The following is an 11,893-nucleotide window of genomic DNA, read 5'->3' on the forward strand; positions in this document are numbered from 1 at the left end:
CAGCTCTCCCATAACTTTCCTTCCATCGACTTACGATGAAAACCTATCGACTTTCGATAAGCGAAGCAAGAGCTGGGACGGAGGGTTGGCGGCAGTTTCGCGCCGTGGCGGGACTCCGTCGCCCCTCCCATGGCATGGCATTCGCGCGAACCATCTTGATCTCGTCGAAGTCGCCTGCTTGAGCGCAAACCGGACGCCACCCGACTACACCGAAGCCCTGCGCCCTTCGAAGTGCTTCGACGGCAGTTGGGATGATCAGATGGCCAGGGTGCGCGAGGGGCGCCCAAGACCAGCTCGCGGCGCGATCGTCGTGCCATTACCCCGGTTAGCGAGGGGTCGGCCACGGTCACTCAGGACCGGCCCCACGTCCAGCTCAGCGGCCCTAGGTGGCCCGTTCCGTACGGTTCCCAAGCTGACAGCGCGGGCTCGATTCCCGTCACCCGCTCCACACACAAAGTCCCAGGTCGGACGGAATCCCCGAATCCTGGGCTTGATCCTTCTTAGGGGCGGACTCGCTCGCATGCGAGGTCATGTCGCCCACACGCCTCTCAGGCGGCTCCATAGAGGAAGAACTCGGCCAGCGCCGGGGCCAGCACGTCATCGGAGACGCCATGCCACTCGCCCTTCAGGGTCAAATGACGACCTTGTGGAAGAGCCGCCGCCGTCCCCTGAGCCCAGCCGCGCAGGCGTTCGTCACTGGATTCGCTGCTGACTACCAAGGTCGGCACAACAACGGATCGAAGTGTGGCGGGAGAGACGGCTTCAGTCATGCGACTGTCGTAAGCGAGGGTGTGCGCGATGCCCTCCAGCATCGGGAAGAAAGGAGCCTGCCGCATACCCGCGGTCATCTCAGCGGGAACGCCGATGCTTGTGTGGAAGTGCTCGACCGCGTCAGCTCGGCGACCAGCGGCGACCAGTGCGTCGATCTCGGCCGCGAGCTCACCTTCCTGCGACGGCTTATCGAGGGCGATCGGCGGCTCAAGGAGTGAAAGCATCGAAATAGGCAGCCCAGCCGCCGCTCCAAGCAGGGCAAGGGCCGCACCGGAGGAGAACCCGTGGACGAACGCCGGTCCTCCGGCCCCCTCGATCACAGCCGCAAGGTCCTCCACCTCCCTTTTCACCGCGTATGGCTGCCTGTCTCCGCTCTCGCCGCGTCCGCGCCTGTCGTAGACCACGACCGTGAATTGGTCGGCAAGGTGTTCGGCGAGTGACTTCATGGGTCCGAACTCGCGGAATCCACCTGCCGCGTCGACCAGTACGAGCGTTGGTCCCGTTCCCGTCTGTTCGAATCCGATCCGCGTACCGTCGCGGGACGTTATCGTCGCCATGTTGATCCCTTCACACGGTGACTTTGGACGCTACAGAGCTCCACCGACAATTCGGGATAGGGAAAGGGTCACAAGTATGATCACGTGCCATATCCGTGCCAGAACAGACGGGGAACCACGGTGACTCAGGGGAGCGCCGGGGACTCGGCCCGCCCTGACCCGCATCCCCGTTCTCCCAGCTCAGAGCACCATGGTCAGCAGATGATTCCCAAGCTGACAGCGCGGGTTCGATTCCCGTCACCCGCGCCCATGCCAAGTGCCCTGGTCAGGGATCCGTCCCTATCCCCTGACTAAACTGCGCGCATGCACTCTCCCTCAAGTGCCCGGGACGCGGCCAAAGGCAACTGGTCGTTACTCCGCGAGAGCGTGCGACACCTCGCTCTCACCGCCGGCGAGCAGCTTGAATGGATCGGACCCGCAAGCATCGATGAACTGGCGCTCGACTACGACGCCTTCTACCCCGCCGCATGGCAATCGCGGGACGAGGGATGGATCTCCGAGCAACTCGCTACCACACTCGGCGATATCGACCAGATGTTGATCAACCTCACCGACGAGGGCCCCGCGGCCTGGACAGCGAAGGCCCTGCACTCGCACCCTCGCTGGGAAGAGCTCAGAAAACTCGCTCACCACGCCATGGCCCTCATGCCTGCCGAACCGTGGAACGCCTCAGATTGACCTAGGACACATGGTCCCCCCGGGCCATTAGCGGGCCATTAACCACAGTGACGAGGGGTCAACCACGGTCACTCAGGACCAACCCGAGACCCAGGTCAGCGGCCCTACGTGCCGTGATCGATGTACTTCCCAAGCTGACAGCGCGGGTTCGATTCCCGTCACCCGCTCCACTTCTCTGGGCGTTGGTAGATCCGCCCATCTGGACCAGGAACGGCCTCAGGGAGCAGCGAGGCTTGAAGGTGCTTCTCGGGTATCGCGAAGGAGATCACCCGTCCTGAGAAGTCGTGCTTCGGACCAATGCGGCCGGGTGGGCAGGCGATCATCACCGGACGGGTAGGGGCCAGCTGAAGCGAGGCCTCGACTGCGGGGCGAAAGTCTGTGTCGGTCGACATGAGCATGACATGTCACCGTAAGCGGATGCCGCATCCATGGTCATGGCCACTGCCAGCGCCACATCGGTCAGCTTCTCCCCGTACGTGTGGAACGTCTGCGCAGGGTCACACGCGGTCCGACTTGGACCCGCCGGTGACGATCTTCCGTCCTCATCTCCGAGACCGACGCAGACGTCGCCCGGCGCGAAGACCTCCGAGACGGTCAGCAGGATTTGTCCAGTATGGTGCGGGATGGGTAACCCACCCGAGCGGGGTGCCCATAAGCCACTCCATGAACTACGGCGCTGGGCACGGACCGTTCGTGTCGTCTACGAGGGCGGGCGTCGGGGCATCTCCGTCGGTGACGTGAGACCGTCTCACACCATGAGCCGGCTACTGGTCGTCATCCGCGTATGCCCATGGCTCGATAACCCATGGGTCAAAGGCGGATGGTCGCCAGGCCACATGGCCGGCAGGCAGCTTGGCCGTCTGCTGAAGCGTCGGGTCATGAGCCGCCAGGTGGCCGATGTGCAGGATGATCGAGTTGCCGGCATCGACGTCCGTATCACCATCGCCGACCAACCAGTCGCCCTCATCACCAGCAGGCCAGGCGGATCATCCCACCTCCGTCACAGGCGTCGCGTTCCGGATCGTGCCCGATGAGATGCTTGTCGATCGCTTCCGTAATCGCCTTGTCGGCGCCCCTCACGGCGTGCTGATAAATCGTCGCGGCGCGCACTCAAGGCGGCGCTCCCGGCGATTAACGGCTCTATCAGCGACTATGCCAACCTCTATGCCCATGCACATCAGACCCGGTACCAAAGACGACGCCGAGCACATCGCAGAGCTCCACATCGGAGGTCCGGGACTCCCGGCCCGCCGAATTTCGTGGCTGGCCTGGATACCGTGTCGATATGAGTCAGAGGACTGACGTACACGTATCTGCCCACCCGAACCCTGTCGAGATCGCTGTTGCGACCGACGATGACCTTCCTCAGATTGTCGAAATTCTGAACCACGCTGCGGCGAACTCAACCGCTACCTTCGCCGCCCGGCCGACCAGTGTGGCCGAACGACGCGATTGGTTCGAGCAGTTCTCCTCGACCGGGCCCTACCGACTGCTCGTTGCTCGAGACGGCAGCCAGGTCCTGGGCTTCGCTTACAGCCAGCGTTACCGAGACGGCGATGCCTTCCAGGAGACTGTCGAGGTAAGTATTGCGCTGCACGTCAGTTCCCGAGGCCAGGGCATCGGCACCTTGCTCTATCGTGCGCTGTTCGATTGCCTTGCTCACGAACCGGTTCACGTCGTCCTCGCAGGCATAGCCATGCCCAATGACGCATCGGTTGCACTGCACCGAAGGTTCGGCTTTACGGAGGTTGGCGTGTTCCGTGAGTATGCCGTCAAAAACGGACAGTACATCAGCTCGCTGTGGATGCAGCGTCTTTCCCCTCGGTAGCTACACGTCCTTCTCGCTTCCCCATCGTCCTGGTCGAGGCCCCCACGTCAAGGGCGCCTACGACGTCGCTATGCGATCAACTTCATTGACCCTTGACCCGGCGGCCTCGCCCTGGGGATCGGCAGCTACGAGGAGGACGGGGGAGAACCAGGCGACGGCGCACTACTGCAACGCGTACTGCAGCAGCCCCACACGACCGCTCACGATCACCACCGCCCGGCACCATCCCGGAGCAGGACGCAAGCTCCTGATCACGTGTCGGGTGATCCTGATAAGGAAGCGGTCAGCTCATCGACTCCGTGCCCGTTGCGTGACCGTTTCGTAGGCCGTTCCGATCTTCTCGGGCCACTAGCTCGTGATCAGCCCGCAGGGACGCCCGTGTGGCGAAGGTCATGGAAGTGCAGGCCAGGCAGCCCCATCTCCTTGACCACATCAACCCAACGGGTACGGGTGTTGAAGCCGCTACGGCGAAGTGGACCGCCCTTCGCTCCCGGGAACATCAGCGCGTCGGGTCCGTCCCTGACGTAGGTCTTCAGATGCTCGCGCAGCGCCGGAACGATCGCCTTAGGGAGGCCCACAGCGCGACGGCCGGCCTTGGACTTGGGAGGACCCAGAACGAGCCCACCCGTCGAACGCTCGATGAACGCCGCGGATGCGAACCGTCCCGGCTTGCGCTTCACTTGCGCGAACACGAGCTCGGCTACGTCCTTGCTGTGTCCCGCAGCCACCTGGTTCCGCTCGACGGCGGCAAGACCCGGCTCCGCGCCGACCGGATCGGTCAGGATGGCGACGCCGGCATCAAGCCCGAGCTCGACGATCCCACTACACACGCCGCCTCAACCTCGAACTCCAGCCATGATCCCGAACGGCGGCGGCCGTACTAGCATCAGCGGAGTTGAGTGAGCAGGATCCGGCCGCCCTCATAGACGCCGCCGTCGATGGCGAGGACTCTGTCGTCGGCGTACGGCAGCGCAGCTGTGACGTCCTGCGGCGCCACGCCGAAGTGCTGATATCACCACCGGTCGCGGCGGCGAAGAACCGCTCGGTGACCTCGCGCTGCCGCGACCGGTCCGCTGTGAAGCGTGGCCGCCGAGCCTGCACGTGCTCGCGAGCACGGTGCGCGGCCTGGCGCACCGCGGCCTCGGAACGCTCTACCGCCTGCGCGATTTCGGCATGGCTGAAGTCGAAGACCTCCTTCAGCACGAACACCGCGCGCTCGAGCGGGCTCAGCGTTTCCAGCACCACCAGCATCGCCATCGATACCGACTCGGTGTTCGTGATCGCGTCGGCGGTGTCGCCGCTGGTGAGGATGGGTTCAGGAAGCCACGGCCCCACGTAGGTTTCACGCTTGTACCGGGTGGAGCGCAGCCGATCCATCGCCAGATTCGACACGATCCGCGTCAGATAGGCCTTGGGGTCGGCCACCTGCGGGCGATCGGCGGCCGACCATTTGATCCAGGCGTCCTGGACCGCGTCCTCGGCATCGGTCGCGGTGCCCAGGACGCGGTAGGCCACCGAGAAAAGCAGGTTGCGATTCTCGGTGAACACCTGCTGGTCGAGGTCCGGGTACGGGCGGGTCACCGCGCATCCTGGACCCGGGTGAAGCGGCCGCCGCGGGGCCAGAACGCGCCCGAGGAAGGAATCTTCTTCATGCGGCCGTAGGCCGGCCAGGGGGAAGCACTCACCGTCTCCTTGTACCAGGCCGCCCTGCGGCCGGTCAGATACACCCGTCGAGGGCTGTCGTCAGGATGGGTGAACTGGACGACCGCGTCGTGCCGTCCCAGGCTCACCGGGGTGTGGTAGTAGCCAAAGCGGAACGGCTTGGGCTTCCTGCCCTTCAGCGCGCGGGCGATCGAGACCGCGGCGTGCACACCGGTCGGCATGCCGCCCTGGCAGGTGCCGTGCATGACGCCGTAACCCTGACGGATCGCGGCCGCGTCGCCCACCGCGTACACCTCGGGGTGCGACACCGACCGCAGCGTGGCGTCGGTGACGATGCGGCCGCGCTCGTCGACGGTCAGACCGGCGGCAGCCGCCAACGGCGACATCCGCGTACCGCTCGTCCACAGGACCACGTCGGCGACGATGTTCTCCCCGCCCGCCAGCTCGACCGAATCGGGCAGCACCTTCATCATCTCGACCCCGCTGCGCACCTGGACGCCCAGGCGCTCGAGCGCGGAGTGCAGATACGCCTTGGCCTTCGGGTTCATGGTCGCGCCGGGTTCCTGCCGGCCCAGCAGCACGACGTTCAGCTCCGGGTGCCGCTCGGCGATCTCCGCAGCCGACTCGATGCCGGTCAGCCCACTGCCACCGACCACAACCGTGCCGCTGCCGAGCCGCGCCAGCCGGTCGGCCAGCAACTCGGCGTCCTGAGCGCTGTTCAGGGTGTACACGTAGTCCTCGACGCCCGGCACCGCAGTCGTGTCGGCCACGCTGCCCAATCCGTACACCAGCGTGTCGTAGTGCAGCACCCGGTCGTCGTCGCTCCGCACAGTCTTGGCGTCCGCGTCCACCGCCGTCACCCAGCCCCGCACGAACTGGGCACCCGTGCCCTCCAGCAGCTCCGTAATGTTCATCTCGGCGAGCTGCTGCCCGGTGGCCGTCATGTGCAGCCGCAGCCGCTCGGTGAACCGCTCCTGCGGATTCACCAGGGTCACCTGCACACCATCGCGCCGCTTGACCCGCGCCGCGAGCTGGATCGCGGCGGCCATACCTGCGTAACCCGCTCCCAGAATCAGAACGCGGTGCGTGGTCGCCATGCCGGCTTCGTGCTGTGTGTTCATCGTCATGCCTTTCGCCTCGTGCTGACGACTACCGGACGCAAGTTGCCCGCCTGTCCGTGACATCAGATCGATGTGACACGCGACACACTCGACTGGGGACGGCCCCGCCCCGCGGTCGACGGGCACCCGGCGAAATGCGACTTTCGAGGTCGGCCCGCCACCGCTCCTGGACCTGCTCGGCCGCTCCCCGTCCCTCACCCAAGCGCCTGCCCATGGCCCTGCACCTGACCGCGGGCAACGTGGTCGACCGCAGCGCGTTCGAGGCAGTGCCGGCCAAGCTGCGGCTCCGCGGCGCGGACCGGGACGGCCACGCACCCGCCCCGACCGCCTGATCGGGGACAAGGGGTACTCCTCCAAGAAGATCCGCACCTATCTGCGAAGACGCGGCATCCAAGCGGTCATTCCCGAGCGCAAGGACCAGATCGCCAACCGCAAGCGCAAGGGCAGCCAGGGAGGCCGCCCCCACGCCTTCGATGCAGAGACCTACAAGCAGCCCAACCTGGTAGAACGCTACTTCGGCAAGCTCAAGCAGTGGCGGGCCATCGGTGAGGTCGACTCGGGGCGCCCTGCTGATGTTTCCACCAGTGGGTTTCCCCGAGCCGCCTCCCGAACCCGGCGTGCCCGTCTCCGAGCACCGGGCTCTCCACAAGTCCCGTTTTGGCCTGGTCAGATTCTCAGACCGAGCCGGTGTCGTAATTACGGGGCGTCAAGCACTGGTTCCTCGCGTACACCTTCCCGTCTCGCTAGCCGGACCCCAACCGTCTGGCAGTGCCAGTCCGTCCCGACGTTGTCAGGGCTGCTTACCGCCCGCCTCGGCATCCTCCGAGACGAACTGCCCTCAGCTTCAGCCGGATTGCTGCGACAACCCGACGGTGAAGGACTCTCACCTCACTCGACTCCATGGCGCCTCGTGGCGCACCCACCAGGTACGACAAGCTCGCCGTGCGCTACCAAGCCACCACCAACGAGTGGCTTAGCCCCTTATGAAACAGACCCCAGGGACGGCACGAGGAACGGCGAGGCCGAGAAGGTCAAGGGAGAGCTTGTGGAGGCGCAGCAAGCGTTGCTGAAGGCGTGTACGGCCGTGCTCGGCGACCAGCCTTGGAAGTAGGAGGGCGTGCCCCATCTGTGCCCGATGCAGCAGTCAACATCGGCCTGCAACGGTATGCGGCAGGGCGATCAATCAATCAACGCGGTGTAACGGATAGCCAAGTTGAACGACTACTCAACGTGTAGATCAATACGATTCCCAAGCTGACAGCGCGGTTCGATTCCCGTCACCCGCTCTCATAGCAAAGGCCCAGGTCAGAGGGTGATTCCCGACCCAGGCCTTGATCTTTTGTACACCTTTTCGATCTTCCGTGCCCGTTACATGCCCGATCTCAGTGGATCTTCTTTCTTGAGGGCGGCTTCGGCGAGCCTTCCCATGCCGTCGGCGATCATCTGATCCCGCCCGTTCTCGGTGTGCAGATAGATCACGCAGATTAGCTTCATGCAGGACCAGCAGGACTCGTCGGTGACGTAGAGGGTTCCTGTGCAGTCATCCTTGGCGGCATAGAGCAGGGCGTTGGCCTCCGCGTACACGCCGTTACCCGTTCGTCCACGCCGGCGAGTCCCTGGCGGACCTTGCGGCGGACCGGGTGAACGGTGCGGCCGTGCTGCGGATCGGCGCTTGGCCGAGGTTCGTCTAGGGCTTGCGGGCCAGACCGCCGTAATAGGTGTGGTACAGAAGGGCGTTCCTGACGAAGAAGCTCGGCTCGGCACGCCACTCGGGGAGCGGGACGAGGCCCGGTTCGACCAGCTCGAGGTCGCCGAAGTACTCCATGATCTCGTCCATGGTGCGCCAGCGGCCGGTGCCGAGGTTCTCATTGAAGAGCTTCTCGACCCTCGTGGCCTGCTGTGACGCCGCCGGGTGCACCTCACCGGGATTGCAGAAGTGCGAGATCGCCACGAAGCTGCCGGACACCAGCGGGGCGCGCAGCGTGGCCGCCACTCCGGCGGGATCGTCGTGGTCGTGCAGATGGTGCAGGATGCTCAGCATCAGCAGCCCCACCGGCTCGCTGAAGTCGATGAACTCCTTGACCTGGTCGTTCTCCAGGATCGACCGTGGGTCGCGCGCGTCCGCCTGGATGACCGTCGTGCTGTCGTCGGTGGTGAGCAGCGCCCGCCCGTGGACCAGCACCATGGGGTCATTGTCCACGTAGACCACCCGGGCCGCCGGATCGACCTCCTGCGCCACCTGGTGCACGTTGCCCTGAGTGGGCAGGCCCGACCCGATGTCGATGAACTGCCTGATCCCCGCCTCGGCCGCCATGTAGCACACGACCCGCTGCAGGAAGGCCCGGTTCTGCTGCCCGGACTGCTGGGCTCCCGGGGAGATCTTCAGGGCCGCCTCGCCGACCTGCCGGTCGATGGCGAAATTGTCCTTCCCACCCAGGAACCAATCGTAGACCCTCGCGATGCTGGGCTTCGTCGTATCGATCTTCGCAGGAAGCTGACCCCTATTCAGGATCGCCCCGTTCGAATCCTCACCGCGCTCGGACATCTCGCCACCTTCGTTCCGATGGGGCCCGCTTGATCGCGGAGAACTGGGCAGATAATAACCCTGAATCCCTCTAAGAGCAGGTATGTAGCAACAAGCTCATGCATAAGCAACCGCGGTGTACTGAGCCTATTTCAGCGGGCTTCCCGGAGTTGTAGGACGAGGATTGCTTTGACGATCTGACCTGCGCGAAGTGGGCAGCAGCGGAGCTTTCGCAGAATGCGCCAGGCCTTCAACTGGGCATTCGCGCGTCGCCAGGGCCACGGAGCTTGGCATGAGTCCGGTTGGCGCTCTTCTGCGAGGCCGGCTTGTTCTTGCCCTTGTACGGCACCAGCACCCGCTCACCAGCGCCGACGTACGCCTTGTCCGCCAGTGCGATCACTCCCGCGGCGTGCAGGCGACGGAGGACGCCCCAGATCCGGGCCGCCCGCAGATCGTGTACCGAGCCCGAGGTCCACAGCGGCGTGCCATCCGGGGCGGCGATGACCTGGATGTTCAGCGGCCCTACATGGCCCGATCCCTACGATTCCCAAGCTGACAGCGCGGGTTCGATTCCCGTCACCCGCTCCACACGCTAAGGCCCAGGTCAGGGAGACATTCCCAACCCGGGCCTTGATTGTTTCTAGGGTCTTTTCGATCTTCCGTGCCCGTTACGTGCCCGACGCGTCGTGATCTTCGTTCGGGAACGCCTCCGCGACGAGCTTCCCCATGCTGTCCGCGATCATCCGGTCCCGCTCATCCTACGCGTGCAGATAGATCAACGCAGCCCGCGTGGTCGAGTGCCCCATCCGGTTCATCAACTCCCGCAGCGTCGCCCCGACTGTGAGGCGAACTTGTTCCCCGTATGACGAAGATCGTGGAAATGGAAGCCAGAAAGTCCTGCCGCCTTGAGAGCCTTCGCCCATGTACGGCTGAACGTCGGCCGGCGAAGCATCGCCCCTTTCGCGCCCACGAAGACGAACGCCTCATCATCCGAACCGGTGTAGGCATCCAGGTGCGCCCGAAGCTCCGAGTTCACCACGAAGGGCAGCGTGACCGTACGCAGGCCGGCCGCGGACTTGGGCGGTCCGACGGTGATCGACCCGTCCTTGAGCTCGGTGGTCGACGCCACGACCCGAACCGTCCTGCCTTCCAGGTCGACATGCTTTCGCCGGAGCGCCGCCAACTCACCCCAGCGCAGACTGCCGAACGTCGCCACCAGGACCAGCGCCCGGAACCGCGGATCAATGGCGCCGGCCGATACGAAGACCTGTTCCATGGTCAACGTGGGCCGCTCGGGTGACTCCTCCTTGCCGCCGCTCTTGATCTGACACGGATTAACCTTGACTATCTGGCCCTCTATGGCCGTGTCAGGGCGACGGCGCGGCGCGCCGCCGCACGGCCCGCCGCCCGCCCGCCGCCCGAGCGTGCGGCGTGGGCGCCGGTCTCGGCCGGCGGCGGGACCACGGGCCGCTCACCGCACCGCCCAGCCGCCGTACCCAACCATTCGCCGCCGCACCGCCGCCTACTAGCTGACCGTCCTCGACGGTCAAAGCCGCTGCTGCCACCACGGCCACTCGGGCGAGGCATGCGGGTTCGGCGACGTTCGGGCGAGAAACCGCCTGTCGATAGGAAGAATCAAGCCGTACAGGTACGGCTTGGCCCAGCGCGGCAAGGCGATGAGCGCCTGTTCGAGCCGCTGGCGTGGTGCGTCTCCGCAGCACTCAGGACATATGCAGCCGGGGCCGATCCGGTCAACGCTGCCGGGAACGACCGCCTGTGTCCAGGCCAGCAGTGCCTCGGCCACCGTGCCCGGCCGCATCCGCGTGTGCTCCAGCGCGATCACCGCCGCCATGGGCCGGCGCCCGAGGCCGGGAACCTGATGGATCGAAGCTCTGTGGGTTGCGCACACCGATCCTCGTGCGCGAACCTCCGAAGGGCGCCTACGCGGCATGGCCCTTTCTGATCAACGTCATGAGCCGATGATCGCACGTCAGGAAGAGCAGCTCCAGACCCGGCCCGTTGGACTACCGCCCTTACGATCGCCTGGCGGTGGCTGATCTCCGTACAGGGCCGGGGGCGATCGACGGTCCGGAGTTTCGTTCCTCAACCCCGGCCCACCGAACATCAGGGCGACGAAGGTGCAGACGCTCCCATGCCCTCGCGTGCCCGTTGCGTGCCCGTCAGCGGAGGGAGCAAGGGGAACTCACGGGAATCACGGGCAACCGAAGCACTCCCCCGCAGGTCAGCGCTTCCCCAGCTCAGCGGCCAAATGTGGTAGAGACTTCCCAAGCTGACAGCGCGGGTTCGATTCCCCGTCACCCGCTCCACACACCAAGACCCTGGCCAGGGCCGCTTCTATGGCCTAGCGTCCCTCGACGAAAAGGTCCTCGCCTCCGGCTCGGGCAGTCTCCAAGGGCCTCCGGCCCAAACGCTCACGCCCCCGGCCCAACCCTTGCTCAACACGACTTCGTACGGCGGTCCGCTAGGCGGGCCGGTTGCAATACAGGGGCGTTCAGAGCCGTTCAAGATGGACGGCGTACGCCCTCTGACCTGTATTGAACCGTCCGGAACAGCCCGAGGGCGATCTTTAGGATTGCGCCAGGGGCCGGAATAGCTGTTGATCACCCTGTGGGGTCAGCACTCCGGCGGGGGCGCTCCGGCCCCGGAATGGGAGCGGTTCATGCTCTGGGGCGCGTCATCCGCCCGCAGCGTCCTCGGCCTCCCAGCGCAGCAGGTCGCCCGGCTGGCACTC

14 protein-coding genes and 1 pseudogene are annotated in these 11,893 nt (G+C 65.4%); 4 read left to right on the forward strand and 11 right to left on the reverse strand.

Translation table 11 applies throughout. The features are described from left to right. Positions 1–548: 548 nt before the first annotated feature. On the reverse strand, positions 549–1,328 hold the full coding sequence (locus ABD810_RS40600; RefSeq protein ID WP_344953836.1) for an alpha/beta fold hydrolase: 780 nt from the start codon (positions 1,326–1,328) through the stop codon (positions 549–551). A gap of 303 nt (positions 1,329–1,631) precedes the next feature. Between ABD810_RS40600 and ABD810_RS40605 the strand changes: the two genes are divergently transcribed. Beyond that, the gene (locus tag ABD810_RS40605; RefSeq protein ID WP_344953839.1) at positions 1,632–2,006 is read left to right on the forward strand and encodes a hypothetical protein; all 375 of its coding nucleotides are present in this window, start codon (positions 1,632–1,634) and stop codon (positions 2,004–2,006) included. A 764-nt stretch (positions 2,007–2,770) separates the two neighbouring features. Here ABD810_RS40605 and ABD810_RS40610 read toward each other — a convergent pair. Together ABD810_RS40610 and ABD810_RS40615 are read right to left on the reverse strand one after the other, a co-directional pair. Then, positions 2,771–2,959: a hypothetical protein gene (locus ABD810_RS40610; protein ID WP_344953842.1), complete on the reverse strand. Its 189-nt coding sequence runs from the start codon at positions 2,957–2,959 to the stop codon at positions 2,771–2,773. Positions 2,960–2,972: 13 nt separating this feature from the next. Beyond that, the gene (locus tag ABD810_RS40615; protein ID WP_344953845.1) at positions 2,973–3,116 is read right to left on the reverse strand and encodes a hypothetical protein; all 144 of its coding nucleotides are present in this window, start codon (positions 3,114–3,116) and stop codon (positions 2,973–2,975) included. 175 nt (positions 3,117–3,291) lie between these two features. Here ABD810_RS40615 and ABD810_RS40620 point away from each other — a divergent pair, with 175 nt between their 5' ends. Further along, positions 3,292–3,834 (forward strand): GNAT family N-acetyltransferase, encoded by a 543-nt coding sequence (locus ABD810_RS40620; RefSeq protein ID WP_344953848.1) that lies wholly within the window; start codon positions 3,292–3,294, stop codon positions 3,832–3,834. Between the two features lie 359 nt (positions 3,835–4,193). On the opposite strand, the gene ABD810_RS40625 is transcribed toward ABD810_RS40620, so the two are convergent. Genes ABD810_RS40625 through ABD810_RS40635 form a run of 3 tightly spaced genes read right to left on the reverse strand, consistent with a single transcriptional unit; the run spans position 4,194 to position 6,623 of the window. Beyond that, positions 4,194–4,664 carry a hypothetical protein gene (locus ABD810_RS40625; RefSeq protein WP_344953851.1) on the reverse strand — a complete coding sequence of 157 codons (471 nt, stop codon included), beginning with the start codon at positions 4,662–4,664 and terminating at the stop codon, positions 4,194–4,196. After that, positions 4,657–5,415, reverse strand: coding sequence for a sigma-70 family RNA polymerase sigma factor (locus tag ABD810_RS40630; RefSeq protein WP_344953854.1), 759 nt, complete (start codon positions 5,413–5,415; stop codon positions 4,657–4,659). Before ABD810_RS40630 ends, ABD810_RS40625 begins: the two co-directional genes overlap by 8 nt. Continuing rightward, on the reverse strand, positions 5,412–6,623 hold the full coding sequence (locus ABD810_RS40635) for an NAD(P)/FAD-dependent oxidoreductase (protein ID WP_344953857.1): 1,212 nt from the start codon (positions 6,621–6,623) through the stop codon (positions 5,412–5,414). Before ABD810_RS40635 ends, ABD810_RS40630 begins: the two co-directional genes overlap by 4 nt. 128 nt (positions 6,624–6,751) lie before the next feature. Between ABD810_RS40635 and ABD810_RS40640 the strand changes: the two genes are divergently transcribed. Both ABD810_RS40640 and ABD810_RS41280 read left to right on the forward strand, forming a co-directional pair. Next, positions 6,752–6,949: a hypothetical protein gene (locus ABD810_RS40640; protein WP_344953860.1), complete on the forward strand. Its 198-nt coding sequence runs from the start codon at positions 6,752–6,754 to the stop codon at positions 6,947–6,949. A gap of 29 nt (positions 6,950–6,978) precedes the next feature. After that, positions 6,979–7,728, forward strand: coding sequence for a hypothetical protein (locus tag ABD810_RS41280; RefSeq protein WP_425567060.1), 750 nt, complete (start codon positions 6,979–6,981; stop codon positions 7,726–7,728). A gap of 257 nt (positions 7,729–7,985) precedes the next feature. Here the strand turns inward: ABD810_RS41280 and ABD810_RS40645 are convergent, their stop codons facing one another. From ABD810_RS40645 to ABD810_RS40665, 5 genes and pseudogenes are all read right to left on the reverse strand, one after another. Then, positions 7,986–8,201, reverse strand: coding sequence for a hypothetical protein (locus tag ABD810_RS40645; RefSeq protein WP_344953863.1), 216 nt, complete (start codon positions 8,199–8,201; stop codon positions 7,986–7,988). A 103-nt stretch (positions 8,202–8,304) separates the two neighbouring features. Beyond that, a complete protein-coding gene (locus tag ABD810_RS40650; protein ID WP_344953866.1) occupies positions 8,305–9,162 on the reverse strand; it encodes an SAM-dependent methyltransferase in 858 nt (285 codons plus the stop codon). Positions 9,163–9,293: 131 nt separating this feature from the next. Next, a pseudogene (locus ABD810_RS40655) lies at positions 9,294–9,679 on the reverse strand (transposase family protein); the annotation flags it as partial. Between the two features lie 276 nt (positions 9,680–9,955). Beyond that, on the reverse strand, positions 9,956–10,417 hold the full coding sequence (locus tag ABD810_RS40660) for a tyrosine-type recombinase/integrase (protein ID WP_344953869.1): 462 nt from the start codon (positions 10,415–10,417) through the stop codon (positions 9,956–9,958). A 270-nt stretch (positions 10,418–10,687) separates the two neighbouring features. Beyond that, the gene (locus ABD810_RS40665) at positions 10,688–10,993 is read right to left on the reverse strand and encodes a hypothetical protein (protein WP_344953871.1); all 306 of its coding nucleotides are present in this window, start codon (positions 10,991–10,993) and stop codon (positions 10,688–10,690) included. Positions 10,994–11,893 lie beyond the last annotated feature (900 nt).

The organism is Sphaerisporangium flaviroseum, assembly GCF_039537005.1.
Taxonomy (GTDB): Bacteria; Actinomycetota; Actinomycetes; order Streptosporangiales; family Streptosporangiaceae; genus Sphaerisporangium; species Sphaerisporangium flaviroseum.

Bases quoted from the DNA above. Each gene is read 5' to 3' on its own strand.
- ABD810_RS40620 (WP_344953848.1), top strand. From the start codon at position 3,292: ATGAGTCAGAGGACTGACGTACACGTATCTGCCCACCCGAACCCTGTC.
- ABD810_RS40600 (WP_344953836.1), bottom strand. From the start codon at position 1,328: ATGGCGACGATAACGTCCCGCGACGGTACGCGGATCGGATTCGAACAG.
- ABD810_RS40635 (WP_344953857.1), bottom strand. From the start codon at position 6,623: ATGACGATGAACACACAGCACGAAGCCGGCATGGCGACCACGCACCGC.
- ABD810_RS40665 (WP_344953871.1), bottom strand. From the start codon at position 10,993: ATGGCGGCGGTGATCGCGCTGGAGCACACGCGGATGCGGCCGGGCACG.
- ABD810_RS40605 (WP_344953839.1), top strand. From the start codon at position 1,632: ATGCACTCTCCCTCAAGTGCCCGGGACGCGGCCAAAGGCAACTGGTCG.
- ABD810_RS40650 (WP_344953866.1), bottom strand. From the start codon at position 9,162: ATGTCCGAGCGCGGTGAGGATTCGAACGGGGCGATCCTGAATAGGGGT.
- ABD810_RS40640 (WP_344953860.1), top strand. From the start codon at position 6,752: ATGCGACTTTCGAGGTCGGCCCGCCACCGCTCCTGGACCTGCTCGGCC.
- ABD810_RS40660 (WP_344953869.1), bottom strand. From the start codon at position 10,417: ATGGAACAGGTCTTCGTATCGGCCGGCGCCATTGATCCGCGGTTCCGG.